This window comes from Paenibacillus polysaccharolyticus, from assembly GCF_900102085.1.
In the GTDB taxonomy this organism is placed as follows: domain Bacteria; phylum Bacillota; class Bacilli; order Paenibacillales; family Paenibacillaceae; genus Paenibacillus; species Paenibacillus polysaccharolyticus.
The window spans coordinates 121,747-147,434 of the sequence record NZ_FMVM01000009.1; the positions used below are offsets into that span (position 1 = coordinate 121,747).

A 25,688-nucleotide genomic window follows, 5' to 3' on the forward strand; every position below is an offset into this window, starting at 1 on the left:
ATATCACAATGCGTCAGCTCCAGTGGTTACAATCACCGGACAGGTTTCCATCCTCACATTGCCAGATACTGCCCGAGAGATCATACAGGATGCTTCTGCCTTATGCGCCAGCTTCTCGGCCTTACTCAGATCCGATTCGGATGTATCTTGTGGAAGCACAATTCGCGGCTTGTGCACGATACGTTCATACGTAAAGATGTTATTAGTCACATCCACCGTTGCCTCCGATTCCAGCGTCAGCTCGTCAGGTGTAATATCTGAACGCTCCAGCATCGCCGCAAGGGTAATCAGGTAACAGGTTGCCGCTGCCCCCAGTAACATCTCGTCCGGGTTCGTTCCTGTACCAGGACCGCCCATCTCCTGCGGGATCGAAATGACGGTTTTCAAACCTCCTGCATCAATCGTGCCCTCACTGTTACGTCCGCCATTCCATACCGCCTTTAAGTGAAACGGATGTTTCATTGTCATCGATCCTTTCTGTACCGTTTATATAAGTTTATTCCGTCACACACGTATACACGGAATTTGAAGTTCGTTCAGTGCGTTGACATGCTCATCCTGCACACCCTGATCGGTGATGACCTTCCCAACACTCTCCATGCCAGCTACCCTTGTAAAAGCTTGAATGTTAAATTTGCTCGAATCAGCTAGCAAAATAACCTCGTCAGCAATATGAATCATTTTCTGCTTCACCAAAGCCTGTAGTTCATTCGACTCGCTGATGCCCTTGGTCAGATGTACGCCTTTGCAAGACAAAAACACTTTATCCACATGATACGTATCCAGCGAGCGCTCTGCGAGCGGTCCGACAAAGGATAAGGATTTGGATGCAAGCTGTCCACCTGTAGCAATGACGCGAATCTGTTCTTTCGTACTGAGCTCAGCGGCAACCTTAATTGAATTGGTTAACACCGTCAGCGGAATATTGGGCAGTCCAGCTGCCATATACCACGCGGTAGTGCTTGCATCCAAAGCAATCCGGTCACCAGGCTCCACCAGCTTCACTGCTTCGCTTGCAATGCGACGCTTCTCATCGGCATAAGCAACAGCACGCTCGGGATATGGAATCTCGGTTTGCGATTCATCCTTGTATTTCACACTCACCGCTCCACCATGCGAGCGTCTGAGCCTGCCCGCCTGCTCCAGCTTGTCCAGATCACGGCGAATCGTTTCTTCGGTCACTCCACAGCGCTCACTAAGCTCAGTGACACGCATGCTTCCATGCGCATCCACCCATTCCACAATTTTTTCATAACGTTCCGCAACGAGCATCTTCATTCACTCCAAACCGTTAATATACCAATTAATCCTGTTCCCCCATCATACCATAGAGCGGTTGGAAGGAGAATTTCACACATCTACAAGAATTGACGTCCATAAACATTCATGCATATGCAAAAAGAGGAGGCTTTCGCCTCCTCCATCCAGTCATTCCGATAAATTATTTATCCTCTGCCATAGGGAACCAACCCGGTGTGTGGATAATTGCATTCCACAATCCATCAGGAATCACCAAACGCTCTTGATCGGATTTCGTCAGAATGGTCTCAATATCCTCTTCACGTCCGCTTTCAATCTTCTCGACCCAGTCTGGCTCGATGATCAGCTCACGTCCAATCGCAAGCAACGGTACGCCGGTTTCCAGCGCTTCTGCTGCTTCATCGGCGGTATGAATCGATCCAACACCAATTACAGGTACTTTACCGCCAACACGATCCAGGATAAATTCAATTCTGGCACGTGTGTCCCCTTCACCACGTCTTGGCTTCGACCAGAACTCATTCAAGGAAACATGCAAATAGTCGAGATTTTTATCTTTCAAAGCATCAACCAGTGCATACGTATCCTCCATTGTTAGTCCTGGCGTTTCTGGCTCTTCCGGCGAGAAACGGTAACCCACAATAAACGGAAGTTTAGTATGCTCAGCAACGACACGCTGTACCTCATCTACAACGGCTAATGGGAACGCCAAACGTTTCTCTACACTGCCGCCCCAGCGATCTTCGCGCCGGTTGGAATGTGGAGAGAAAAACTGCTGAATCAGATAACCATTCGCACCATGAATCTCAATACCATCAAAACCAGCTTCAATAGCACGGCGAGTCGCTTCACCGAAATCACGAATGACAGAAGTAATCTCTTCATCCGTCATTTCTCTTGGTTCCGGTGAACCTGGGCGCTCACTTGCGACTGCACTAGGTGCAACCACTTGGCCCGCAGGAACGGCTTGTTCCGGAGTCAGACGACCTGCATGGAACATTTGCAGTACAGCAACAGAACCTTGTTGTTTAATCGTTTCAGCCAGACGTTTCAGTCCCGGCACAAAGCTGTCATCATAAGAACCAAATTGTGCAGGGAAGCCGATACCGTTAGGCGTAACATGTGTTACCGCTGTAACCGACATGCCAGCCCCACCTGTGCGACGTGCATAATATGCAAGCTCAGCATCAGATACCGTACCATCTGAATTAGAGGACATATGAGTCATAGGAGCAAGCACGATCCGGTTTTTCAGTGTAATGCCGCTGCTTGGCAGTGAAACTTGTTCAAACATTTTCGAATACTTTGGATTCATTCGTGGTTCCCTCCTGATATTATATCTCTTTAAATAGATATATGGATATATACATTCAACTACTGTAATTATTATAGTTACGTTTCAACTCAATTGCAACTTTTCTTTTTCCATTCCTTGTCAGCCTACAGCAGAAACAATGACACAACTAAAAAAGGACAGAGTGTCCTCAGACGCCCCATCCCGTTTTTCAACCATTTCCAGAGTTCAGAAACTTAGAAACCATAAACATGAACGTAGCTAAATCTTCAGAAAACCTCGGTAATACCTTAGGCATCCCTCAGTTGAGTCATTCCTCAGTAACTCCGCACGTAAGCCAGCTTCTGCTCCATCTCTTCCACACATTCATAACAATCATGTTCGTCGTTCGCCACCATCGGCGTGACCGGGTATAGATTCATCTCTGTGCGATTGTATGTTTTAAGCAGTGGCAACAACTGTGTAACTCTGGTATTGGCCGGATCAAGCCAGGTGTTGATTTCATCATCCATGAGAATAGCCGGCATTTTGTTTCCAAACTCACGAGTCGCCAGATTCGCGCCAGCCATGAGCATCGTACAGGTGCGAAGCGGTTGCTTGCGGGTATCTTTCCAGATCTCATACAATCCCGCAATGCCAAAAAGTCCGCGATCCGGCATGACAACACGAACGGCATAACGCTTCTTGCCTTCTTGTCGCCAGTAATACAACCCATTGCATGGAATAACACAGCGTTTGGTCTCCACCAACTTATAATACGCGGGGTTTTCATGCACAGTCATTAAGTTGGCATTCACCGCATCCCTACCCCAGAACGGAATGAATCCCCAACGAAACTCATCCAGCACACGTTCTCCATCCTGATGCAGAATGATCGGCGTATGTTGCGTTGGACTGATATTATAGCGATTTTTATAGTAATACATGACTCGTTGTACCTTGAAATGATCCCGAACTTCATCTAGATCAGCCGCGAGTGAAAAACGTTCGCACATCCCTATACACTCCTTTTTCCTAGTCAGGTTGAGTGTATTATTTGTGAGTTAAGGGAATTTATGCATACGTTCCCCAGACAGAATGTGAGTTGTTGTGACAACATTCCTTTGTGGCACAGGTTTTTTTCCTTTTTTTCATAACAAAAACAACGACTTGAGACTCATTTCAGGTGCACATTTCCTTGTTACTATAATAGAGAAAATATACATTTATTGGAGGTTTTAAGCATGAAAAGGAAGTTTTTGATGAGCCTGATGTTGTTCTCTGCGCTTGCGATGTTTGGTAGCACGATCTACGCAGCAACCTTTTTGAATTACGGCTACCCAAGCTCCACCATCCCGATTCGGACCTACAACTACGCTTCTGCATGGCAGGGTCCAATGGATGCTTCTCTTACCAACTGGAACAATGCGGGAGCCAAAGTGCAATTCGTCAAAACGAATAATTCTCCGAACACGATCACCGCTGGTAACTTCAACAATACCGCTTATGGTGTCAACTACGCTTCCGTCTCCGGCAATCAGGTTGTCAACTTCCGCATCGAACTCAACGCCTCCACGATTACTGCTGATGCATCCAACCTTTCCAACTTTATTCAAAGTGTGTTCGTCCATGAACTGGGCCACTCCGTCTGGCTTGGGGACAACCCGACAACGAACAGTCCTTCCATTATGTCTTACACACGTAACCGGAATTCCATGACCAAACCGCAAACCTTCGACATCAATAATGTCAGATCCAGATACTAATCTTTCGTACGTCATCATTCCACTTCATTTATATTTTATTTCCAAGGAGGATTCCAATCCATGAAAAAGAATCGAGTACTTACCTTGCTCGTCTCGTCCATCTTTATCCTGTCTGTCGTCGGCTACTCTTCAGCAACTCCGGCCGCTTCTCCCCCCGATACTCCCGTCAAAATCATCGCATCCGAGGATTATCCCAGTTATGGAAGTGTAGACGCTTTGTCAGAGCGGGCCGACACCATTGTGAAGGGCAATGTCATCCAAACCAGGGTTGAAGCTTTAGATGACAGGGGACAAGCTGATTCCCAAGATCAGAATCATATGAATGCAGCGGGAAGTGCGGCAGATGCTCAGGTTTCTTTTGACAAAATCTATACGATCTATACGGTTCAGGTGACTGAATCCTACAAAGGGGGTTACACAGCCGGGGATCGGCTTGAAGTCAAACAGCTTGGCGGACAACTGGGTAACACCGAAATCGTCAACGATGACAGTCTTAAGCTTATGCAAACCAAGGATTATGTACTTTTTCTTGAAACATATGCGGACACCCCTGCAAGCCTGCTAAACAGCGTTCAAAGTCTCTATGTGGTCAAACCTGCTTCGAAGTCAAACCAGGCCAGCCAGCAATCCCAGTCTGAGGTGATTGTCAGTGCAAACCCGGAGAATGATCTGACGCTCAGCCTGAGCGAATTGCAACAAATCAAAAACGAACAGTCCAATCCGTAACGTATATTTACTCTTTTACCTACTTACTTATTTGATGTCCATCTCAACATGCCGCTCTACATAAGAATAATAAAACGTGCTACCCCAAATACCGGGTGGCACGTTTTTACGTTATCGCTATGATCAAAATCTCTCAATGCCAATGGCTAGCGATTGACACACACCGGAAGGGTAAACCAGAAACAACTTCCTTCTCCCTTCTTACTCTGAACTCCAATTTCGCCTCCATGCCGTTCCACAATGGATTGAGCGATCGCGAGCCCAAGTCCAGCTCCACCACTACTTTTGCTACGGGATTTATCAATCCGGTAAAACCGTTCAAAAATACGTGTCGTTTCTTCCGCTTCAATCCCCTCACCTTGATCCAACACCGCAATTTGCAAAAACGCTCCCTGCTCTGTGGCAGTAAGCATGATTGTGCCTCCTGTAGAAGAGTATTGGATGGCATTTTGCAATAAATTGGAAACCACCCGTTTCATCTGCGCAGGTACCATCATGGCAGCTGGCAATTGATCAGGCAACTCAATCTCCACATTCAGCTCTTTCTCGGCAAGATGGAACGAAAAACTCTCGAGTGTGCTAACCAACAACTCATCGACATGGCTGGGCTCTGGATCAAATGGCTCCCCTTGGGCCTCCAGACTCGATAGATCAAACAAGTCCTGGATCAGCCCTCCCAGCCTCTTCGTTTCAAGGCGAATCGTATTCAGATAACGCCTGAAGGTGGCTTCATCCTTAATCACATCATCCTCCAGCGCTTCGACAAAGGCCTGAATCGAGGCCAGTGGTGTACGTAAGTCATGAGACACATTTGCTATCAGCTCACGCCTGGCCGATTCGGATTGATGAAGATCGTCAAAGCTATCCTTCAGTCTGGAACTCATTTCATTAAATTGCTGTGCCAGCAGTTTGAATTCCTGTGGCCCGATGAGAGGGACTTCCGTATGGAAATCCCCTTCGGCTACCTTCACTGTACGCTCGGTAATACGAGCTATTGATTTTTCCAATGGCTTCGTTAATACATACTGGAGAACAAACGAAAGTAAACCTACCCCGGCCGTTATACCCGACAGCCAATACAATTGATCAATGGTGAGCAGCATTTTGGAATAACTGACGAACAAACAAATCAACAATACACCGATGCCCAGAAGACTGGACAATACCAGATACGTGCGTAATTTCATGATGAGCCACCTGCAAACTTATAACCTATACCCCAAACCGTTTTAATATATTTTGGATCGGAAGCATTTTGCTCGATCTTCTCTCGTAGTCTTCGAATATGCACGGTTACGGTCGTCGTATCTCCCTCGTAGCTAAAATCCCAGATTTTGCTTAACATCTGACTACGCGAAAACACCTGTCCCGGGTGGCTGGCTAGCAAATACAACATCTCAAATTCAGTAACCGTCAAGTCAATCAGCCGTCCGTCAATCTCTACCTCACGTTTCACAAAATCAATGGTCAGCCCTTCATATCGAATCGTATGTGATGAATGAGTGGCAGGCGACACCTGTACCGTTCGCATTCTGCGCAATATCGCTTTGACACGCAGCACGAGTTCTCTCGGACTAAACGGCTTGGTCAGATAATCATCTGCTCCCATCGTCAGACCCATCAGTCGATCCTGCTCTTCCCCGCGAGCAGTCAGCATAACAATAGGTACATCCTCGCTTTGCCGAATCTCGTTACAGATTTCCCATCCATTTTTGTGTGGCATCATCAGGTCGAGCACAATCAGATCTGGCGTGTGGGTGCGCCACAACTCAATCGCCTCCATACCATCCTTAGCCGTCACCACGGAATAACCTTCCCTTTCGAGGTACCTGCGACAAACGTCTGTAATATTACTGTCATCATCGGCAACCATGATACGCTCATTCAATGAACTCACCCCATATTCAAAACAAACATCTGGCATCATCATATCACAGGGCAAGGATCATGTTTCAGTGTTATTAATCTGCCTTACTTTCTATTTTTTTACGTTTACTTCGTCACCTTCACTTCATAGCCTTCATCGGCATCATGTATTTGGAAATGACCATATCCGTTACATATGTGTTGCCCTCATGAATCATGGGCATTGACTTCAAGGTAACCTGCATACCATCTACCATCATTTTTGTAGAACCAACCCACACCTTAATGGTTTTAGCTGCAGGCATCATAGCACCTTCCATCATCATGTCGTCCTTCATCATCATGTCATCTTTATTCATTTGGTCGTCTTCCATCATCATGTTATCAGCCATCTTCGTGTCATCTTTCATCATATCATCGTGCATCATCATGTCATTTTTCGTTTTCATATCTTCTTCCATCATCGTGTCGTGCATTTTGTCCATATACATTAACGTTACCGAGCGGTCTTTGCTGTCCCACATAATGCTGTAACCATACATTTTTGCCGCCTGTCTCAATTGCACAAGTTCCATGCCATCCTTTTTAATCATTTTCATCTCTGTAGCGCTTGCACTTGCTAATCCTGAAAAAGTTAAAGACATCATCAAAACTGCTGCTGCAATCATTTTCTTGCTTTTGCTTGTTTTCATCATTGTTATCACTCTCCATGGTTTAGTTACTTGCATGGACTACAATAAGGAAAACAACTTACGATTCTCTAAGCAAAATGTTACGAAATCATTACGATGTAATTTGTGGTATCATCCTGTCACAAAAAACGGTTGAAGTCCCTCTCCGTAAGAGACTTCAACCGTTTTATTCGTTGCTACGTCTTATTTTTCCCTTGCCTCACATTTAGTTCACTCGAATAAAATCAGCCATGGAGCGAACCTCGACCGCCCCTGGATTCGAAATGACATCTGCTTGCTGTAAACCTTCTCTGGAGGTGAACTTCACCTTTACCGGAAATCCAGGAATCAGATCAAAGAAGTTATCCGAGAAGACCCCTTCAACTTCCGAAGACATCCACACCTGCTTGGCAAGTACGTCACTTTCCAGCACTAGATGTACACCATCCTCATCGGCTCCTCCGCTGACTTTGATGCTCGCAGGCTGAAGCGCAAGCTCTTTGGCAGGCACGAAGTAATGCTCCTGGACAATGTCTGTTACTCCCTCTTGACGGAGAGCGAGCCGCAGTAGCGTCGTCGCAGCATCATGCCCTTCGAGCCAGTCTGCATTACGTAAGGACAACAACTTCTCACCTGCATTGGGTGCTACGTTTACTGCAAAAGTCTCTTCCCGGTGCACCATGCCATCGAATCCAATCAATTGAACTTGAAGCTCTCCCTCCACCTTCTTCAATAGATCAGAAACCACATAGATATCTGTGACATCTTCTTTGGTACCATCCACGGAAACCAATACATCATTGAAACTACGTTTCGCATAATATTGCAATGCCTTCCAGCGACCAAGATAGTCCATCCCTGCCCACGAAGCGACAGGCCAGCAATCATTCATTTGCCAGTAGAGCGTTCCCATACAGTAAGGTTTGCGGCGGCGGTGGGCTTCGATTGCGGTTTTCATCGCTTCCGCTTGAAGGACCTGACTCATATACAGGAAGGATGGGAAATCCTTCGGTTCATGCAAATACATATCCATATACTGCTTGATCAGTCGATTACCCGCACCGTTCTTTTGATGTGCAAGCATGACCTCTGACTCCAAGGCCAAGTCTTCTTCCTCAGCGTATGTGCGTACCGACTTGTATTCCGGGAACGACTGGAACCCATACTCACTCATAAAACGGCCTACATATATATTGTAATTCTCAAAAGGTTCCACATTGTGCCACACGCCCCAATAATGGATGTCTCCTTCCGATGTAGACGGATGGGCATGCTGCTTTTCATCTCCTGTCAGCGATACAATGGGGGAGGAAGGCCAGTAGTCAATGTCTGGTGCATACGCTTCGACCACTTCTGGCAAAAGGTCATGGAAAATCGCTTCATAATCCGCCCAGATGCGTTCGCGCTGTTCGGCGTTGTAATCTTTTTTCCAGCCCCAGCCACCATTTTCAATATAATGCGCCCAAGCCGAATCTATCTCATTGTTGCCACACCACAGTACAATACTCGGATGATTGCGCAGACGTCTCACATTGTCGATCGCTTCATGACGGACACTGTTCAGGAACGCTTCATCACCCGGATACATGCTGCACGCGAACATAAAATCCTGCCACACCATGATACCGTATTCATCACACAAGTCGTAGAATACATCCTCTTCGTAAAAGCCACCGCCCCATACACGTAGCATATTCATGTTGGACTCCGCTGCCGATATGATCTCATGCATGTACCGTTCTCGTATCACTTCGGTAATAAAACTGTCATTGGGAATGTGGTTGGCTCCTTTGGCGAACACCGCGACTCCGTTCAGTTCAAAATAAAAGGAAGCCCCGGCTTCGTCCGAATCACGTACAAGACGGATAGAACGAAGTCCTGTTTTGACCTCGTGCGTTGCGACAGCACGCTCCCCTTGAAGTACTTCGGCAGCAAACGTATATCGATACGCTTCACCCAATCCACGGCTCCACCAGAGCTTTGGATTCTGAATCGAGATCGTGACCTCTACCGTATGGGAACCAGATTGCAAAGATACGGCCTTCTCCCAGCGCTGACCATCTGCACCTATGCGAATAACGGTATCTATAGGCTGTGAAGTTTGCAATTCTACCATGGCGGTGACTTGTGCCGATGTGGCATTTACTTCATTTTGACGGATAAATAAATCATTAATTTTCACATCTGTCCATCCTTCAAGCCTAACTTCACGCCAGATGCCACTGGTGACAAAACGCGGACCCCAATCCCAGCCATAGTGATATGGTGCTTTGCGCGCAAAGATACTGACTCGTTTATCCCCGAGACCGCCCACATCGGATTGGTCATTGGATGCAGGCAAGGCATATCCCAGCTTCTCCAGCTTCGGTAAATCCTCCTGAATGGGAGAACGAAAATGAATGCGAAGCATGTTCCCCTGTTCCTTCACTAATGCTTTTACATCTGCCTTCCATACTCGAAACATGTTATCCGCAGACAACACATGTGTGTCATTCACATATACATCCGCATACGTATCCAGTCCGTCAAAAACTAGTTCGAGATGCTCCTGCTTATATAAAAAAGATTCAATATCGAACGTTGTACGATACTCCCAGTCCTTCTTGTCGATCCACTGCACTTCCTTCTCATTTGTCCCGTAAAACGGGTCAGGAATCTTGCCTAATCTCAGCAGATCGGTATGTACGCATCCAGGCACCTGAGCCGGCATCCATTCCTTATCCTCACTAGCCTTGAACGTCCAGTTTTCAAATCGTTGTGATAGCTTTGTGCTCATGACAGCCTCCCATGTCGTTAGATTAACCAACGTATTTTGTTAGGTTTTGTTATTATATTAGCAAACAATTCACAAAACAAAATTAACATGTTAGCCGTATAACAGTCAATGCATTTGGTCAATTAAATTGTTCTATTATCACTGCAATCACAAAAAAAGACATAGAGATTTACTTCTCCATGTCTTTTCCCTTCTATTTTGTTTCCATCCTGCTAGGAAGGTCCACAACCACAAACTTTACCTGACTACTCCCATAACATATGATATTCGTCCCGCATAATGATGTCCGCATGAATAAGCTTACGCTCATATGGAACATTCGGATTGCTAATGCGCCACAACAACTGATCTACAGCACGGGCTCCGAGATGTTCCTTATGAATATGTGCCGTAGCCATAATAGGATCATCTGCCCTTGTATTATCGAACCCTGTTACCGCGCACTGTTCAGGCACCTGAACGTCGCGACTTCGCAAAGCCTCAATGATAATAAATGCCGTGTGGTCATTCGCGCAGACGATCACCTCTGGAATATCTTCAAGCTTGAACTCTCTGATGGTTTGTTGCATCTCCTTATACTCCTGCACAAGCAGCCCCGCATGCTGTTCAGCCTGTAGTTGCATTACTTCAAGTCCCATCCGATACCCGAGCCACCGTTCCCTGAAACTAACCGCATCAGGTAGCTGTCCAGCGAACTGGAACCGTTTATATCCCTTCGCCGCAAGCATAAGGACTAACTCCTTCATGCCTTTCACATTGTCAGTAAATACAGTATCGGTATGTATTGCCGAATCCTCGTGATCCACCATAACGAGCGGAATGCGCAAGCGATATATTTCGAGCAGCACTGGCGTTGAGATCGTGCCTACCGTAATAACACCCCGAATGGCGTCGGGATTGAGAACCGAAAACATATGATCGGAAGAAGGTTCCGTCAGTGTCAAAATATCCATACCCCGCTCATTCAAACGCGCTGAAATCCCGTCGAATACAGGCCCCCAATACAAGGAAGAACGATTTTGAGAGCGTATATTCGGAAACAAAATCAATATGGTACCTTCGTTTTTCTTCCCCATTGTGTCACCGAATGATGTATGAGAATCCACTGCATTATATTTTGGCTCTATTTTAAAATAACCCAGTTGCCCCGCGGTTCTGACAATCATCTCACGCGTGTGCTCACTAACCCCCGGCTTACCCGTCAGTGCACGGGAAACTGCGAACTTGGATACTCCTGCAGCATCTGCGATCTGTTGCATGGTCACTCTTTTGCCCATCTTGCTCACCCGATTTCCCTGATTTTTCATCCAGTGTAGCATAAAACCCCGAATGAACAAAACATGTTTTGTTCATTCGGGGTTTGTTAGGTTAGAACGAAGTAAAACGGAATAACCTGTAACTTCGTTTATCTATCGTTTATTTATGGGCGACTGTCTTCCACTACATATATTTAGATGGACAGAGAGATTCGGTTAACACTATAACGCCGGGCGCTTTCTGCGTCTGAACAGATGCAGTGGCAGTTTGATCTCCGTAATCAATACGCCAGCCAGCATCAACGCTGCTCCGCAGTATCCTTGCAACGTAAGAGACTCTCCCTGAAAAATAAAAGCAAACGTTGCCGCAAACAGTGGCTCCAGCGAAAAGATCAGACTCGTTCTCGTAGGTGAAGCGTGGCGCTGGGCAAAAGTTTGCAAAATATAACCAAGCCCACTGCATAATACTCCGAGTCCCAAGATCGATGCCCATGATTCCGGCGTATCTGGTAACTGCGGTGTTTCAAACAAAAATGTGGCTACCGTTCCCAACAATGCCGCTACACCAAGTTGAACGATTCCGAGTGTAAGTGGGTCATGCCGAGGTGTATATTTACCCGCCAGCAGAATATATATGGCGTAAACCAGTGCCGCGATAATACACAACAGATCTCCAAGGTGCAAACTCATTTCATGCTGAAGGGTCAATAATCCAAGCCCTGCTACTGCGACCACAATACTGACACTAAGTCGTTTGTCCGGCAATCGCCGGCGCAAGACTGTCGTTAAGATTGGCACAAAAATGACGGCCAAACTGATCAAAAACCCCGCCTGAGATGCCGTCGTTCGCTGTACACCATAGGTGATGAATACAAATGCAGCAAACAATGCCGTACCCAGCACGCCTCCAGCAAGCAACGTCCCACGATCCACACTTCTCAAACGACGGTGAAAGAGTAGCCCTGCCGCTACAAAGGCGATCCCAAATCGCAAAGCAATCAAATTTAGTTCTTGCATTGAAGCTAGTCCCGATTTCATAAACAGATAAGAAGAACCCCAAATAACGGTTGCAAGCAGCATCTGCACGTCTGCTCTTCGTGATGCCTGAATCTGATTTACCTGTACCCCATTCATCTAACTTCTACCTTCATTCTTCTAAAATAGTCTGAGCTACGTTGGTTATATGTACTAAACTAACTCGCCTTGGCAAGTATAAACGATCTCTTTGCATTATAAAAATGAATATTTATAATAGTTAATATGAAATAAACTCATGTATAGAAATGTAGATTAATCTGGAAGGGAAGTACTATAACATGTCACTGATTAAATACGAAATTCTAAACACGGTTGTCGAATATGGCAGTCTGACCAAAGCATCGGAGGCCCTGAATATTACACAATCCGCCGTCAGCCACGCCATCGCCAGCCTGGAAAGCGAATATGGTTTCTCCTTGCTGCATCGCAGTCGTTCCGGTGTCCGGGTCACCGCGGAAGGTGAGCGCATTCTTGGTTATACTCGTGAAATCATCCGCTGGGCCGAACTAATGAACCAGGAAATCTCCCTGATTCGCGGTGCCGAGATTGGTACGGTACGAATCGGGACATTTGCTAGCGTATCGACACAGTGGCTTCCGGGTATTCTCAAGCAGTTCAGGCTCCGGCATCCGGGAATTGAGATCAAGCTGTGGGAAGGTGATTATGCCGAAATTGAGAACTGGCTCGCCAGCGGTGCCATAGACCTTGGTTTTTTGTCTCTCGGCGACTCGTCGCCATTCGAAACGATTACATTACAAAAAGACAGGATGATGTGCATCCTGCCTCTGGATCATGCGCTGGCTTCAGAGAAATCGATATCTTTTGAAGTTTTGCTAGAGCAGCCTTTCATTCTTCCCAAATGGGGCGGTGACAACGAAATTGAACGTTTGATTCGTCAGCATGCTGCCAAATTAAATGTGGTATATGAGGTAGCCGAGGATCAGGCTATTATGGCCATGGTACGTAACGGACTTGGCATCAGTCTTCTTCCCGAGATGGTGCTGCAGAATCATACGGAATCACTCGCGCTGGTGCCACTTTCAGGTGACCCTTACCGAATGATCGGTTTAGCTTGCGCTTCCCTTCGGAATATTTCACCAGCAGCACGTCGTTTCATTGAAGAAGTCCAACAATGGCTCATCTCTAATCAAGAAGTTTAGTTTCACGTGACTCACACTCAGGTGAACAGGCTTAAAGACGATCCTATCTTATTCCCAGACCCGATCTAGCTGATCTGCATAGTAGCGTATCGCCCGGCTGTAGTCCATTATTCGCGAATCTCCAGAAGTATCTGCAAGCTGAACAAGCAGCCGCCCCATCGCTTCTGCGTGTTCGCCGAGATTATAGAGCACCATGGCATAAAATACTTCAAATTCCCGGTGCTCGGGAAATTCCGATATTCCTGCCAGCAGCCATGTTTTGGCCTGCTCGTATTGCCCAAGCGTACGAAAAGTACTCCCTAGTCCGAGAATTGCACCAGCCCGATCTTCTGCCGATAGTTCCAGCTGCAGTGCTTTTTCATAATAAGGCACAGCCTCACGTTCCAATCCTAGCGAGTCATGTGCCCATGCGAGTTGATACCAGCCTTCCCCATTTTCCGGCTCAAACTCTGTAATTTGGTTCAAAAGCTCAATCGCTTCCCTCACTTTGCCTTCCTGTCGCAGGCAGATCGCTTGTTGCAAATCACTCATGTTATTGTCACATCCAATAGCTGTTAATAATAAACAAGCACATCTTGTAATAATACCAACAACGAGGTTGTCCGTTTTATTCCAACATGTGCTCTCTGAGGGAATCCCTGCTCTCTTCTGTTTAAGACCAAGTTGTATTCACTACCATTAAGATGAACAGGAGCATTAGGTAATTGACCGAGATCAAAAAGTTAACCTTCGCCCACTTCTCATCATCCTGTGTTTTCAATCCGCCAAGTGTATGTACAAACCAGATCAAGCTGCTAATCAGAGATACAATCAGAAACACCAGTCCAACGTAATCAAAATAATACAACAGGAATACAGCAGGAATCAGCAGAAAAACATAAGGAATCATCTGTAGCTTGGTACGTTTCACACCTTTGACCACCGGTAAGAGTGGGAAGCCTGCAGCACGATACTCTTCCACACGGCGAATACCCAGCGACCAGAAATGTGGAGGCTGCCACAAAAATAACACTGCAAACAACAGCCAGGCTCCTGCATCGATTTCATTCGTTACGGCGGTATACCCAATGACAGGTGGCATCGCCCCTGCAATTCCGCCCAGCGATGTGCTCCATGTCGATGTACGTTTTAGCCACATCGTATAGATCACAATATACGCAAACCAACCGAGCAAAGCCATCCAGCCGGATAACGGATTCACCAGTACAAACAATATCGCTAAACCAGCGACTCCGAGCACCAAGCCGTAACCAAGAACAAATCCTGGTTTCAGATGATTAATGTAATCCATTCTTTTTTTCGTTCGTTCCATCTTTTGATCCAGCTCACGGTCCCAATAATTATTGATGACACATGCCGAAGCAATGACGAGCGTTGAACCAATCACGACCATAAGCAGAGATATCCATGCGATATCCCATTGTGAAGCAACCCAGAAACCGACGGCAACCGCAAACACATTCAATCTTAACAGTCCGGGCTTGGTTAATGCAATCATGTCCTTAAACATCAGAAGCCTCCTGAATGATGTAAAAACGCCATTCCTATAATGATACATGTACCACCAATAAATTACAATCGCTTTCAATCATTTGTCATAACAAAAAGCATTCTTCACCGTTTACTTGAACGGAAAGAATGCCTTTTAGGTTTATTTGTATGTTATCTGTTTAAGGGATATACTGTTGTACAATTTTAATTACTTTTCCATCTTGAATCGTCAGGTGGTAAGGGAACACAGACATATCCAGAATGCGTTTATCCCCATACAACGACTCAAACTTGGTCAAGCTTACGGGTTCGTTCCACTGAATTTCCGCTCCTTGAACCGTACCATCACGGTCATACAGTTGCATGAGAACATTGGCGTCAGCTTTGACCTCAACCTGTTCTTGTTCTTTGTTATCATTAACAATATAGTAACCGTCAGGTGCTTCATCCATGCCCGCATCCGGATTACGTTGTTTGAAAATCGTATTGGCTTCCTCACCCTGATACCAGCCGATTTTATCTACAGTCAGCATTAATTTACCGTCTTCCACACGCATCCCGTCAATATAAGCTGTATATACTTCAGAATTGGCCAACTGGGCCTTATTAGCAGAAGGTGACTGAACATCGGTACGCTCCTCTGCGTTTGCAGGGGTAAGCAAATATGTAGTCAGCACGATGATGCCAAGTAAAGCCACTGCTGCACCGATCATCCGATATCTCCATTGTTTCGCCGCGTTCTTCATGCCAGCATCTCTCCTTATTTCATACGTCTCTTTAATAATTAAACGAAAGCTTTTCTTCTCAAACGGACACGCCAAACATTAACGATTCGTTTATGTTGTACTCATCATACGTCATAGCACCTTCTGAAAAGTATCAGCCAGATTAAAAATAGTTACAATTCGCGTCATCACTACTGAGCTTGTCCACCGCTTTACATGGAGAAACCCCAAATCAGCTGCATTCGGGGTTTCTGCTGCATCTATATTAATCTATGCTTGTACAGTCCATTTATGCCTGAACTTCTTTAATGACTTGTTCTGGTGTCTTGCGCCAAACGAACCAGCATATGAGCAAGCATATGGCGTTCCTCTTCTTTACCAACGTTCCAGAGTTCCTGTAATAGCTTCTCTTCCCGGTTGCGAGGTTCTTCGTTAGCTGCCAGATGATCTGCTACTTTTTGTGCAATTTTAGCCATTTGTTCTTCACTTAAACCGATGGATTCGCCCATGGCAATCCGTTTACCGAGGTATTCCTTGAAAGCATCAAAATTTTGTAAAATGTGGCCTCTTTCCTCCGGTGCAATCTTTTCGATTGCGTTGTCTACCTGATCTGTGGAAACCTGCCCGTCTTTGTGGATCACATGATTTTGTTCATTCATGCTTATTACCTCCTTCAGTTTAATTGCATATTCATTTTTATGACTTATGTTGAGCTTGCAATAAGCTTCACAACCTTGGGTCATTTATAATATAAACGTCTCGCTGAAGTTTAATCAGCCGTTTCAAAAATCGTAGTTCGGTTAAACGTTTTACATATACATGTAGATGTTTGGTTATGTTAGTAAACATTGATTACTACCGAATTTAAGGAGGAGATCTCATGAATGACAAACCTAAACATGACAAAACAACCGATGAACTCAAACCCGGTGTAAATACCATCATTGAACCAGACAAAAAAAATCCGGGACCTACGGACATGATTGAAGGTGTCGTCGGAGATATTGTAGACAACATTCGCAAAGACTTTACCCATAAAGGACATGATCATTCTTCCAATAAAAATGTAACAGATGAACCGGGTAAATAATCCTTAAAAGAAACGCACGAAAACAAGTCCTCCTAAACCAACTGGAAAATAGAGGACTTGTTTTTTTGTGTTTTTTTTATTATATGCTATTAACCCTTAGCCATCTTCTGTAACGCTTTGTGAATCCAGATGGCCGCAATCGCCCCTTCGCCCATAGCAACAGTCGCTTGTTCGGCATGTATACCAAGATCTCCAGCAATCCAGACATGAGGAGCCGCCTGCATACTACGAGGATTCGCTTCTACATGTTTATTGTCTGCAATGACGGCTCCAAGCTGCTCAGCGAGCTCATAGTGAACCCGGTTCCCTCCAAAGGCGATAAATCCACGTTCTGATTCAAAAATCTGACCATCTTCGGTTAAAACACCTGTAATATGGCCGTCCTCCATCTGTTGTACTTCCTGTACCGCTGCTTCAAGATAACGGACTCCTGCTTGTTTCATTTGACGATGAAGGTCAGCCGAGATCGCTGTCTGCTCGTGGTTGATATATAAAAGATCATTAGTACGTTCAATTAAGGTCATGGCCATATTCGCTCCAGCTTCGCCAGCCCCCAGCAGGATCGTTTGCTTCCCTTGAATCTCATAACCGTCACAGTCAGGGCATACATACACGGTTCTGCCGAGTGTAGACTTCAGTCCCGGAATATCAGGTATTCGATCCGACAACCCGGTTGCCAGCAGCACTGTTTTGGCTTGATACAGGGTTCCAGAGGACCCTTTAAGCCTGATCTTGTCCTCATGCACACGCATGGCTTCTACAATTCGATCCTTTTCAAACAAAACACCTGTCTGCTCAGCTTGCATCCTGCCAATGGCCCGTAATTCTTTGCCCGACACCCCATCCGGATAACCGAGAATGTTATGATAGGTTCGGCATAACGTTGATCGGCCTTCCCCAGCATCGACTACCAGTACTTGATGCGCTGAATAACGTCCCAGCTGAATGGCTGCCTGAAGCCCTGCAATCCCTCCGCCCACAATAATACAATCCATCTCTCGCATGTTATTCCCTCCTGAATATCCAGTACTCTCTCTTTTTAAAAAGTATATTTTTGCATGATGATTCTTGTCCTTCTATACATTAAACCGTACAAACAGGCTTAAACGGCCTGACTTATTCCATAGCTTAAACCAAAAATAAAAGACCCAAACCTCCGGTTTCAAACGAAAGGTTTCGGTCTTCAAGTGTTAGAACTGATACGATTCGAATCGCATGGCATTGGTGATGGCGTTCCATACATCCGCAGTTTCGCCGCCCATATACCAGTAAGCCAGTCCTGCAATGTTTCGCTCACCACTCATCCGAACTTTGGCAGACAAGGAGCGACTCTCTTCCGCCCAGATGGCTCGTGCCACCGAGTTAGACGTGTAGTTAATGATATACTGTTTCAGCTGTGTATCCCAGTTCCTTAGCGAACCTGATGCCAATGCCCGAACTCCTTGCTCTCCCAGTGTAATGTCCCAGGAAGCTGTTGCAGGATTCACGGTGGACCAATCCCGCGTATATAGTGGAAGCGCCAAAATAGTCTTGGTACGTGGTACCTCGGAGAGCATCTTTGTCAGTGCTCGATCCACCCATGGAAGCGAAGCGACCGAACCGGGCTTGGGGTCACCGTTCCAATGCTCTTCATAACTCATAAGTACCATATAATCCGAGATCGCCCCCAGCTTGACATAGTCAAAGGCTGCTGTCCAATCTGAACCGAGATTGGGAGATACATCAACCGATACCACAGCGCCAAGTGTGTGCAAGGATTTCGTTAACGAAGTCACAAACGCGGTAAAACCTTCGCGATCGACAGGATCTACATTTTCAAAATCCACATTAATACCGCCGAGTTTATATTTTTTCACATAAGCACTCACTTGATTGACAACTGCTTCCCGGTTCGCTGAGCTCGACAGCATCTGATGTGTCATCTCTTTGTTGGAACGATTACCCAGCATCGGCCACAACGCTCTGCCCGAAGCAGATGCCCAAGAGATCAATGTAGCATTGGCGTGATCCGAAACGTTCATATCTTGATTCAGGAAAAACCAACGCGGAACGACCGTGTTCACAGGCGACTGGTCGACTTGTCTTATAAATTCTGCTGTCGATGAATTGTACTGCCATCCCAGTTGAATCCCATGATCCTGCTTCCGCTGAATTTGCGTGGCCCATGTGTTGTTTTGCAAGATCGAATCCAGCATCACTGCTGCCTCTTCCCGTGTGACTTGGTCAGCCGGCCGGAACATGCCGCTACTTCCGCGCATTAATCCAAGTTGATGCACCTTCTGTACATATGGAAGAGCCCAGCTTGAGATGTCCGCTGCGTCTACATATGTATTGTATATACTATCGCTTGCCACAGGGTGCTGTTTCAGCATACGAACAAGCAAAGCAGCTGCCTCTTCCCGTGTAATGGAAGCGTTAGGCTGAAACTGGTTCTGGCCTTTACCCTCAAGAATCGATAGATTAGTCATCGCAGCTACGTTACCGTAATACCAAGCTTTCGCCGAAATATCTGCAAAAGGTTTAATGTTGTTTGAAACTGGCTCTAGTCCGAGCAATCGAACCGCAAATGATGCAAATTCAGCGCGTGTGACCGCTTTTTTCGGTTCAAACGTGTGCTCCGTTGTTCCTGCTACAATCCCTTTTTGTACCAGTCGCGCAATGGCTTCTTTTGCGAAGCTTTTGCTTGTATCCTGAAAGGTCGGCTGCCCACTCCCCGCCCCGTTAACGATACTTCCATTTCCAATCACTGAACCGAATAAAATGACGCCGCTTAATACGATCTTCCATACGGGATGAAAGGTTCGAGAAGCTCTATTATCATTTACTATTTTCACATTAAAAAGCCTCACTTCAATAGATTACGATCTTCATTATCGTATCAAATTGAAGCGAGGCCGTATGTGGTTAAATATTGGTAATGTTCAAGAATTACTTGTGTACTTTGACGCGCTCTTCCTTACTTGTGTACTTTGACACGCTCTTCGATTGGTTGGAACTCTTTCTCGCCTGGGGTTGCGGTTGGTTTACCAAACGGCATCTGAGCGATCAGTCTCCAGTGCTCCGGAATATTCCATTCTTGCTTCACTTTTTCATCAATCAGTGGATTATAGTGTTGCAGGGATGCCCCCAGTCCTTCTTGCTCCAATGCAGTCCAAATGACCAGTTGCAACATACCATTGGATTGGTTAGACCAGATCGGGAAGTTGTCTGCGTAAGCAGCAAAGTTTTGTTGAAGCTGAGCTACCACATTGTTGTCTTCGAAAAACAGAACCGTACCGTAGCCACTACGGAAACCTGCCATTTTCTCAGCTGTGGATTGGAATGCCTCTTCGTTGCCCACAACTTCACGCAAAATTTCTTCCGTGTGATTCCATAGTTTATCATGCTGTTCACCAAGCAATACGACTGCCCGGGAAGTCTGTGAGTTAAATGCAGTTGGTGTATACTTTACCGCTTCTTCGACGATTTCCTGAATTTTAGCATCCGAGATTGTGGATTCCTTACTGATTCCATAATAAGATCTTCTGTTCTTCAACGCATCAAAAAAAGTAGACATTCATATACGCCTCCTAAGTCATTTGTAGTTCATTGCCGATAAGGTAACTATAATATAGTAACATACATTAGTCAATAAACTATTTTATTTTCATTATATTATTTAATCCCTCTTACGATAGTCTGCCCGGTATTTCTCTTCTGTAGCCGAATTACTTTTCGTCTGATCCTTATTCTTCTCTTCCTGCGCTTCCATGTTCAAATCTTGCATTGGAATCGGATCAACCGTTTGTTCTTGCTCGTATCGATCCAACATGCTTTCATGTTCAGTCTTATGTTGCTCCGGGTGGTCTGGCGGCATTTTATCTCGTTTGCCATTTTCCCGTTGTTGCGCCGGTGTTTGCTTCTCCATTCACTTTTCGCCTCCTGTAATCGTCTTTTTCTCGTTACCTTTCTTTACCTGTTCGTTTGGCATTCTAAACATCTGCGTTACGTGAAGGGTGCTGACCCTTGCTCGCTATTTGATCATGGTTATAAAATAAAGCTAAAGAAGCCGACCACGATGAATCTGCGGTTCGGCTTCTACATGGCAACCATTTATTCCTCGTTTACGCTAACAGCGCTAAACTTCGTTTCAACATCCCTATCGACCCTACAGCTGCCGATGCAGCTGGCTTCGATACAGATCAGGCGAACAGCCCACGCTTTGTTTAAAAATTCGGCTAAAATGAGACAGCCTTTTAAAACCAGACAATCGACTGGCCTCCGTCACACTCATCTCGGGCTGAAACTGGAATAGCAGTTTCGCCTGATTAATACGCCGGTCATACAAGTACTTAAATATGGTCAGTCCCGTCATCTCCTTGAACATACCTGCCAAATAGGGCTTGGACAGATGTAGTTCCTGAGCGAGATCATCCAGACCGATGTCATGCATGTAATTCGTATCCACGTATCGGATGATATGCTGGACATGTCTTTCTTTTTCCGATGAAGAACGCTGTTCCTGCACATGTCCCTGACAGATCTCTGCTACACAATATAACAGATCACAGACCCGGATATGCATACGCTCCTGTCTAAATCTGGATGAGTGAGAAGATAACTGGTGCAGATCATGTAGCAGTGCTTCAAATTCAGCGCGAACCTCACCGGTCAGGTTCACCCGGCAATTGCCCAGCTCATCGAACGGCTTCAGCACTTCATGGATGCGTTCGGGATGCAGGCTTTTACGAATGGCAGAAGGGTCGAAATGAAGCGTTGTGCGAACGTAAGGTTTTCCAACTTTGGGATGCGGCCGATGCAAAGTCAGTCCATGCATTAACACCAAGTCCCCCGGCTCCAGTGCATATACCCGATCTCCAATAATATAAGTGCATTCCCCTTCATGAAAATAATAAATCTCATAGTGTGGATGCGAATGAAATCCGTCCGAATTACCCGGGTCAAACTGACTGGTGGCTCTATAGGTATACGCCAGTGGGGAATTAAACTGCATCATGCTTGGCACATCATCACCTCCTGTGCAAAAAAAGAAAGCGGGATACAACGTTATGCTTGGTTGCCCCGCTAATGTTCATCTAAATTTTATAACAACTCTCGGATACTTGCTTTGATCTCGTCCATGGAATCCACCGGCTCGAAGCGCCGAACGACTTGACCTTCTGCATCAATCAGGAATTTGGTGAAATTCCATTTGATCGCATCGCCGTGCAGCCACTCTGGTGCTTTGTCTGCCACCATCAGCTTGAGCAGTTTGGCCTGAATGTCGCTTTCATCAAAGCCGGCAAACGGACCTGACTTTTTCAAAAAGTCGTACAACGGATGCGCTTCCTCTCCATTCACATCCAGTTTCGCAAACATCGGGAATTTCACCCCGTAGTTGATCTGACAGAAAGACTCGGCCTCAGCACTGCTACCCGGTTCCTGCTCGGCAAACTGATTACATGGGAAGCCAATGACCTGCAATCCCTGATCCTTGTACTCATCATATAACTTCTGGATATCATCGAATTGATGTGTATATTTACATTTGCTTGCCGTGTTCACAATCAGTACAGGCTTTCCTTCATATTGAAAGAGCGGAAAACGCTCTCCACTCGTTCTCGTCACAGTGAAATCATAGATCGTTGGCATAAGTCGAAGTGCACCTCGCAATAGTATGTAGTTACTTGTTTTGTAGAGTCATCTTTCATTATATACGAAGTCAGTCATGACGAATACTAAGATTGCAAAGCCACATAAACATCGATCTCGTTATTGACACTATCCGGCTGGTAGCGTTCATCCCAAATTTCAAAATCATAACACTCAGGTGTGTATCCAGCATCCTCTAACCACTGTCCATAGATGTAGTCATATGTATCACCTATGTCGGATTCTAGTCCTCTGTGCGTACATGTAACGTATGAACGAGCTGGCACATGATGAATAATCATTCCAGGCGGCGTGCCCTCCGTCTCGTTTACTTCATAGCATAATACATGTGCGAATGGATCTACTTTGGCATTAAAATCCTCATAGGACGGATACAGCTGCATTAAGAGAACCTGGTCGTTTTTACGATGCTTGATCTGATCCCTCTTCTCTATTAACTTATCATAAAGATTCTGTCGTAATCCTGCCTCAAACTCTTCCACCGTAGCTTCAATGCGATACCCTGCAACATGAAATGCAGCCAATGTAACGATCTTCGTTTCCATCTTTTTCTCCCCCAATGAAAAAATAGAATACAAACCGTTTTAACGTTGCATTTACCCGAAAAAGATACGACAAAAACTATGTCCACTCTTGCCAATGTTGCTCCAGAAAAATCACTTCTCTCTCGTAGTGAGCCAGATGACCTTCTTCAACCATTTTCACAAAGGCTAAGTCTCCTGCTAATGCACGATCCTCTAAAGTTTTGCACATAAAGCGAATACGTGACACGACCCAATCTTTCAGATCAGGTGGAACATGTGAACCGTAAGCTTTCATAAACAATTCAATGCGTTTTTTCCGAACGTTTGCGTGCATTTCTCTATCATATGAGGTAACTGATTTCTCTTGCTCTTCAACCTTGGGCGAAAAATTCGCAAGAGGTACACACGTATATAAAGTATAGGCAATATCCCACATACGCGGCCCCGGGTATGCCAGATCAAAATCAATAATGCCCTGCGGCAAACCTTGTCTGAACACGATGTTGTATAAAGCAAAGTCGTTATGGCAGACCACTTCGGAATCCTCTGAATTTGTATCTACTGATTCATGTGAGTGTTCATCTCTACCTATACCTGGATAAAGGTTATCAGGCTGTTCCACCGTGGTGAAATTTACGGTTGCATCGTGGTAGGCTCTTAATAAATGGGCAACGGCAATCAGTGATTCGTCTGACCACATGTAGCTTTCGATCTCCGGATAATCATTACCCGGGACGTCTCCGTCAAGGTAAGAGAGTATTTCCCTGCCCTTCTCATCCATGCCCAGATACTTCGGTGCCTGATGGAAGCCTTCTTTTTCCAGATGCGAGAGCAGTTCGTGTACATAACGATTTGCGTTAATACTCGGGTCACTACCCCGGCGAACCGTATCACCAACGCGCACAACTTCATTCACGTTACCACCTGTTAACTTCTCCTCCGGTTGTTGAGACAACTTAAGTCCCCCCTCTATGTGTAATTCTCTGGCCGCTCCTGCTGACGTTTATTTTTGTTTTTGTACGTTCCTGGGAAACCGGCAACCAGCAATACAAATCCAACAAAAAACATGAAATATACGAGTAGTCCTGTGGGTACATCTACTGTCTGTGTAACTTCTCGCAAACCTTGCTCCGATCCGCTTCCCGCCTCAATCAGTGCTGTTGATAAGCGGATGGACATTCGTTCAAGCGTGGATATGAACACACTCGCAACCATCAATACGACACCCAAAATCTTATTCATCTGATTCAAAATGTAACCTCCTCCTCTATTCAAAACAAATCTCGCTGTACACTCCAGTCAAAAAGGTCTTTAGCGTTTGAGCCAGTGCATAGTGATTAGGCAGATCTTTAGCAATAACGCCTCCAATATTACCTGCCTCGCCTTGGGTTAGGCACGTTAGTTGAAGCTCATTCGAATTCCCATATATGTATGAGAGTAAGTATTCCAGTGGCGGTTCTTGATATATTCGAATTTTGGTACCTGCCCAGATCGGCTCCTGATCCTGAATCTCCTCCATTGGAATCCATACTTCTGTTGTCAAAACAACAACCTCCTTCAATACACTTCACCTTAATTATAATCCATGTTCTTCCATTAAGGAATTTCTATAACTCTTTAAACGAGGTATGCAGTAGTTTTTATTCCGGAGTTTTCACCAATGCTTCTACGAATGAAGCTATACTTAGTTTCATAAGGTCGTTTCCTTGTATATCAAATAGCACCGTCATCTCTGACGGCGCCTGGTATACTCATTTACTACTCCCAAATTGTCTTACGTAGCTAAAATGTGATGCAATTCCATATGACTTTCGAGAAAAGTAGCACGTTCGACATGGTACAAATCATATATGGACTGCTTCGCATTAATGGACTGCGTGACCTCTGGATACAGGTCATTGGAGAGGTTAACGTAAGGTAGTTTCTCCACCGCTTTGCGGGAACGAACATTTTGTTTGCGTATTTTCATAAAAACCGTCTGTATATCTTGTTCAAGAAACAATTCTGTCAAAAACGCGGACTTGGCTCTTTGACTGTATCCTTGTCCGAAATAAGGAGCACCAATCCAAGTTGCCAGAAATCCAGTCTGGTTGACAATGTGATACAGATCAATAGTGCCAATTGCGGTGCCTGTTTCATTCAAAATCGTACGCGTTATAACACTTCCCTGTTCTTCTTCTGCGATCAACTGCCTCGTTAAAAACATAAATTCCTCTTGCGACTGACATGCATAACGAACATAAGGGGAAACTGCGGGATCCATCATCAAGCTGTACAGAGATTGACATTCATGCATCTCACGCTTCTTCAACATTCTGTCTACCACCCAATCCTTCAAGTTCGCTAGATCAAAGCAAAATTAAGTATAACCATGATTGTGTGGCATTTAATGAATTCTACTTGCGGCTTGTGTA

The 25,688-nt window shown here is 45.4% G+C and carries 29 protein-coding genes; 4 read left to right on the top strand and 25 right to left on the bottom strand.

Annotation, left to right across the window (positions count from 1 at the left end):
* Positions 1-3 precede the first annotated feature (3 nt).
* The 4 genes from BLQ13_RS13925 to BLQ13_RS13940 all read right to left on the bottom strand — a co-directional run bounded on the left by BLQ13_RS13925 (position 4) and on the right by BLQ13_RS13940 (position 3,549).
* On the bottom strand, positions 4-462 hold the full coding sequence (locus BLQ13_RS13925; RefSeq protein ID WP_090920820.1) for an OsmC family protein: 459 nt from the start codon (positions 460-462) through the stop codon (positions 4-6).
* A 42-nt stretch (positions 463-504) separates the two neighbouring features.
* Positions 505-1,272 carry a DeoR/GlpR family DNA-binding transcription regulator gene (locus BLQ13_RS13930; protein WP_090920822.1) on the bottom strand — a complete coding sequence of 256 codons (768 nt, stop codon included), beginning with the start codon at positions 1,270-1,272 and terminating at the stop codon, positions 505-507.
* A 169-nt stretch (positions 1,273-1,441) separates the two neighbouring features.
* Positions 1,442-2,575, bottom strand: coding sequence for an NADH-dependent flavin oxidoreductase (locus tag BLQ13_RS13935; protein WP_090920824.1), 1,134 nt, complete (start codon positions 2,573-2,575; stop codon positions 1,442-1,444).
* Positions 2,576-2,871: 296 nt separating this feature from the next.
* The gene (locus BLQ13_RS13940) at positions 2,872-3,549 is read right to left on the bottom strand and encodes an SOS response-associated peptidase (RefSeq protein ID WP_090920826.1); all 678 of its coding nucleotides are present in this window, start codon (positions 3,547-3,549) and stop codon (positions 2,872-2,874) included.
* 228 nt (positions 3,550-3,777) lie between these two features.
* Between BLQ13_RS13940 and BLQ13_RS13945 the strand changes: the two genes are divergently transcribed.
* Both BLQ13_RS13945 and BLQ13_RS13950 read left to right on the top strand, forming a co-directional pair.
* Entirely contained in the window at positions 3,778-4,299 is a 522-nt protein-coding gene (locus BLQ13_RS13945) for a zinc metalloprotease (protein WP_090920828.1), read from the top strand.
* 60 nt (positions 4,300-4,359) lie between these two features.
* Positions 4,360-5,025 (top strand): hypothetical protein, encoded by a 666-nt coding sequence (locus BLQ13_RS13950; RefSeq protein WP_090920830.1) that lies wholly within the window; start codon positions 4,360-4,362, stop codon positions 5,023-5,025.
* A gap of 146 nt (positions 5,026-5,171) precedes the next feature.
* Here the strand turns inward: BLQ13_RS13950 and BLQ13_RS13955 are convergent, their stop codons facing one another.
* The 6 genes from BLQ13_RS13955 to BLQ13_RS13980 form a co-directional block, all read right to left on the bottom strand.
* Positions 5,172-6,212: a sensor histidine kinase gene (locus tag BLQ13_RS13955; protein WP_090920832.1), complete on the bottom strand. Its 1,041-nt coding sequence runs from the start codon at positions 6,210-6,212 to the stop codon at positions 5,172-5,174.
* Positions 6,209-6,913 carry a response regulator transcription factor gene (locus BLQ13_RS13960; RefSeq protein WP_090920834.1) on the bottom strand — a complete coding sequence of 235 codons (705 nt, stop codon included), beginning with the start codon at positions 6,911-6,913 and terminating at the stop codon, positions 6,209-6,211. Before BLQ13_RS13960 ends, BLQ13_RS13955 begins: the two co-directional genes overlap by 4 nt.
* A 118-nt stretch (positions 6,914-7,031) precedes the next feature.
* Positions 7,032-7,586 (bottom strand): hypothetical protein, encoded by a 555-nt coding sequence (locus tag BLQ13_RS13965; protein WP_090920836.1) that lies wholly within the window; start codon positions 7,584-7,586, stop codon positions 7,032-7,034.
* Between the two features lie 202 nt (positions 7,587-7,788).
* Complete coding sequence (locus tag BLQ13_RS13970) at positions 7,789-10,338, bottom strand: beta-mannosidase (protein ID WP_090920838.1); 2,550 nt, start codon at positions 10,336-10,338, stop codon at positions 7,789-7,791.
* 245 nt (positions 10,339-10,583) lie between these two features.
* The gene (locus tag BLQ13_RS13975) at positions 10,584-11,615 is read right to left on the bottom strand and encodes a LacI family DNA-binding transcriptional regulator (RefSeq protein ID WP_090920840.1); all 1,032 of its coding nucleotides are present in this window, start codon (positions 11,613-11,615) and stop codon (positions 10,584-10,586) included.
* Positions 11,616-11,816: 201 nt separating this feature from the next.
* Positions 11,817-12,728 carry a DMT family transporter gene (locus BLQ13_RS13980; protein WP_208606789.1) on the bottom strand — a complete coding sequence of 304 codons (912 nt, stop codon included), beginning with the start codon at positions 12,726-12,728 and terminating at the stop codon, positions 11,817-11,819.
* Between the two features lie 182 nt (positions 12,729-12,910).
* On the opposite strand from BLQ13_RS13980, the gene BLQ13_RS13985 reads away from it, so the two are divergent.
* Positions 12,911-13,792 (top strand): LysR family transcriptional regulator, encoded by an 882-nt coding sequence (locus tag BLQ13_RS13985; protein ID WP_090920841.1) that lies wholly within the window; start codon positions 12,911-12,913, stop codon positions 13,790-13,792.
* 48 nt (positions 13,793-13,840) lie between these two features.
* On the opposite strand, the gene BLQ13_RS13990 is transcribed toward BLQ13_RS13985, so the two are convergent.
* The 4 genes from BLQ13_RS13990 to BLQ13_RS14005 all read right to left on the bottom strand — a co-directional run bounded on the left by BLQ13_RS13990 (position 13,841) and on the right by BLQ13_RS14005 (position 16,667).
* Entirely contained in the window at positions 13,841-14,323 is a 483-nt protein-coding gene (locus BLQ13_RS13990; protein ID WP_090920843.1) for a tetratricopeptide repeat protein, read from the bottom strand.
* 121 nt (positions 14,324-14,444) lie between these two features.
* Positions 14,445-15,302, bottom strand: coding sequence for a heme o synthase (cyoE, locus tag BLQ13_RS13995; protein WP_090920845.1), 858 nt, complete (start codon positions 15,300-15,302; stop codon positions 14,445-14,447).
* 160 nt (positions 15,303-15,462) lie between these two features.
* A complete protein-coding gene (locus tag BLQ13_RS14000; RefSeq protein WP_090920847.1) occupies positions 15,463-16,029 on the bottom strand; it encodes a hypothetical protein in 567 nt (188 codons plus the stop codon).
* Positions 16,030-16,313: 284 nt separating this feature from the next.
* A complete protein-coding gene (locus BLQ13_RS14005) occupies positions 16,314-16,667 on the bottom strand; it encodes a DUF3243 domain-containing protein (RefSeq protein WP_090920849.1) in 354 nt (117 codons plus the stop codon).
* Between the two features lie 221 nt (positions 16,668-16,888).
* On the opposite strand from BLQ13_RS14005, the gene BLQ13_RS14010 reads away from it, so the two are divergent.
* A complete protein-coding gene (locus tag BLQ13_RS14010; protein WP_090920851.1) occupies positions 16,889-17,098 on the top strand; it encodes a hypothetical protein in 210 nt (69 codons plus the stop codon).
* Positions 17,099-17,187: 89 nt separating this feature from the next.
* On the opposite strand, the gene BLQ13_RS14015 is transcribed toward BLQ13_RS14010, so the two are convergent.
* The 11 genes from BLQ13_RS14015 to BLQ13_RS14065 form a co-directional block, all read right to left on the bottom strand.
* On the bottom strand, positions 17,188-18,102 hold the full coding sequence (locus tag BLQ13_RS14015) for an NAD(P)/FAD-dependent oxidoreductase (protein ID WP_090920853.1): 915 nt from the start codon (positions 18,100-18,102) through the stop codon (positions 17,188-17,190).
* A 186-nt stretch (positions 18,103-18,288) separates the two neighbouring features.
* A complete protein-coding gene (locus BLQ13_RS14020; RefSeq protein WP_244159314.1) occupies positions 18,289-19,932 on the bottom strand; it encodes an S-layer homology domain-containing protein in 1,644 nt (547 codons plus the stop codon).
* Between the two features lie 122 nt (positions 19,933-20,054).
* Complete coding sequence (locus BLQ13_RS14025; RefSeq protein WP_090920855.1) at positions 20,055-20,654, bottom strand: nitroreductase family protein; 600 nt, start codon at positions 20,652-20,654, stop codon at positions 20,055-20,057.
* A 102-nt stretch (positions 20,655-20,756) separates the two neighbouring features.
* Positions 20,757-21,005 carry a hypothetical protein gene (locus BLQ13_RS14030; protein ID WP_090920857.1) on the bottom strand — a complete coding sequence of 83 codons (249 nt, stop codon included), beginning with the start codon at positions 21,003-21,005 and terminating at the stop codon, positions 20,757-20,759.
* 240 nt (positions 21,006-21,245) lie between these two features.
* Positions 21,246-22,094, bottom strand: coding sequence for an AraC family transcriptional regulator (locus BLQ13_RS14035; RefSeq protein ID WP_244159324.1), 849 nt, complete (start codon positions 22,092-22,094; stop codon positions 21,246-21,248).
* Between the two features lie 86 nt (positions 22,095-22,180).
* Positions 22,181-22,729: a glutathione peroxidase gene (locus BLQ13_RS14040; protein ID WP_090920861.1), complete on the bottom strand. Its 549-nt coding sequence runs from the start codon at positions 22,727-22,729 to the stop codon at positions 22,181-22,183.
* A gap of 86 nt (positions 22,730-22,815) precedes the next feature.
* Positions 22,816-23,295 (bottom strand): GyrI-like domain-containing protein, encoded by a 480-nt coding sequence (locus BLQ13_RS14045; RefSeq protein WP_090920863.1) that lies wholly within the window; start codon positions 23,293-23,295, stop codon positions 22,816-22,818.
* A gap of 76 nt (positions 23,296-23,371) precedes the next feature.
* Positions 23,372-24,229: an aminoglycoside phosphotransferase family protein gene (locus BLQ13_RS14050; protein WP_090920865.1), complete on the bottom strand. Its 858-nt coding sequence runs from the start codon at positions 24,227-24,229 to the stop codon at positions 23,372-23,374.
* Between the two features lie 14 nt (positions 24,230-24,243).
* Complete coding sequence (locus BLQ13_RS14055; protein WP_090920867.1) at positions 24,244-24,525, bottom strand: hypothetical protein; 282 nt, start codon at positions 24,523-24,525, stop codon at positions 24,244-24,246.
* A 16-nt stretch (positions 24,526-24,541) separates the two neighbouring features.
* Positions 24,542-24,817 (bottom strand): hypothetical protein, encoded by a 276-nt coding sequence (locus BLQ13_RS14060; protein ID WP_420848940.1) that lies wholly within the window; start codon positions 24,815-24,817, stop codon positions 24,542-24,544.
* A 231-nt stretch (positions 24,818-25,048) separates the two neighbouring features.
* On the bottom strand, positions 25,049-25,588 hold the full coding sequence (locus BLQ13_RS14065; protein ID WP_090920869.1) for a GNAT family N-acetyltransferase: 540 nt from the start codon (positions 25,586-25,588) through the stop codon (positions 25,049-25,051).
* Positions 25,589-25,688: the final 100 nt, after the last annotated feature.

Excerpts from the sequence above, each read along its gene's own strand:
- BLQ13_RS13990 (WP_090920843.1), bottom strand. The coding sequence starts at position 14,323 with ATGAGTGATTTGCAACAAGCGATCTGCCTGCGACAGGAAGGCAAAGTG.
- BLQ13_RS13975 (WP_090920840.1), bottom strand. The coding sequence starts at position 11,615 with ATGGGCAAAAGAGTGACCATGCAACAGATCGCAGATGCTGCAGGAGTA.
- BLQ13_RS14010 (WP_090920851.1), top strand. The coding sequence starts at position 16,889 with ATGAATGACAAACCTAAACATGACAAAACAACCGATGAACTCAAACCC.
- BLQ13_RS13950 (WP_090920830.1), top strand. The coding sequence starts at position 4,360 with ATGAAAAAGAATCGAGTACTTACCTTGCTCGTCTCGTCCATCTTTATC.
- BLQ13_RS13930 (WP_090920822.1), bottom strand. The coding sequence starts at position 1,272 with ATGCTCGTTGCGGAACGTTATGAAAAAATTGTGGAATGGGTGGATGCG.
- BLQ13_RS13945 (WP_090920828.1), top strand. The coding sequence starts at position 3,778 with ATGAAAAGGAAGTTTTTGATGAGCCTGATGTTGTTCTCTGCGCTTGCG.
- BLQ13_RS14015 (WP_090920853.1), bottom strand. The coding sequence starts at position 18,102 with ATGCGAGAGATGGATTGTATTATTGTGGGCGGAGGGATTGCAGGGCTT.
- BLQ13_RS14030 (WP_090920857.1), bottom strand. The coding sequence starts at position 21,005 with ATGGAGAAGCAAACACCGGCGCAACAACGGGAAAATGGCAAACGAGAT.
- BLQ13_RS13955 (WP_090920832.1), bottom strand. The coding sequence starts at position 6,212 with ATGAAATTACGCACGTATCTGGTATTGTCCAGTCTTCTGGGCATCGGT.
- BLQ13_RS14035 (WP_244159324.1), bottom strand. The coding sequence starts at position 22,094 with ATGATGCAGTTTAATTCCCCACTGGCGTATACCTATAGAGCCACCAGT.
- BLQ13_RS13925 (WP_090920820.1), bottom strand. The coding sequence starts at position 462 with ATGAAACATCCGTTTCACTTAAAGGCGGTATGGAATGGCGGACGTAAC.
- BLQ13_RS13935 (WP_090920824.1), bottom strand. The coding sequence starts at position 2,575 with ATGAATCCAAAGTATTCGAAAATGTTTGAACAAGTTTCACTGCCAAGC.
- BLQ13_RS13970 (WP_090920838.1), bottom strand. The coding sequence starts at position 10,338 with ATGAGCACAAAGCTATCACAACGATTTGAAAACTGGACGTTCAAGGCT.
- BLQ13_RS13980 (WP_208606789.1), bottom strand. The coding sequence starts at position 12,728 with ATGAATGGGGTACAGGTAAATCAGATTCAGGCATCACGAAGAGCAGAC.
- BLQ13_RS14045 (WP_090920863.1), bottom strand. The coding sequence starts at position 23,295 with ATGGAAACGAAGATCGTTACATTGGCTGCATTTCATGTTGCAGGGTAT.
- BLQ13_RS14065 (WP_090920869.1), bottom strand. The coding sequence starts at position 25,588 with ATGTTGAAGAAGCGTGAGATGCATGAATGTCAATCTCTGTACAGCTTG.
- BLQ13_RS13965 (WP_090920836.1), bottom strand. The coding sequence starts at position 7,586 with ATGATGAAAACAAGCAAAAGCAAGAAAATGATTGCAGCAGCAGTTTTG.
- BLQ13_RS14000 (WP_090920847.1), bottom strand. The coding sequence starts at position 16,029 with ATGAAGAACGCGGCGAAACAATGGAGATATCGGATGATCGGTGCAGCA.
- cyoE (WP_090920845.1), bottom strand. The coding sequence starts at position 15,302 with ATGTTTAAGGACATGATTGCATTAACCAAGCCCGGACTGTTAAGATTG.
- BLQ13_RS13985 (WP_090920841.1), top strand. The coding sequence starts at position 12,911 with ATGTCACTGATTAAATACGAAATTCTAAACACGGTTGTCGAATATGGC.
- BLQ13_RS14040 (WP_090920861.1), bottom strand. The coding sequence starts at position 22,729 with ATGCCAACGATCTATGATTTCACTGTGACGAGAACGAGTGGAGAGCGT.
- BLQ13_RS13940 (WP_090920826.1), bottom strand. The coding sequence starts at position 3,549 with ATGTGCGAACGTTTTTCACTCGCGGCTGATCTAGATGAAGTTCGGGAT.
- BLQ13_RS14005 (WP_090920849.1), bottom strand. The coding sequence starts at position 16,667 with ATGAATGAACAAAATCATGTGATCCACAAAGACGGGCAGGTTTCCACA.
- BLQ13_RS14025 (WP_090920855.1), bottom strand. The coding sequence starts at position 20,654 with ATGTCTACTTTTTTTGATGCGTTGAAGAACAGAAGATCTTATTATGGA.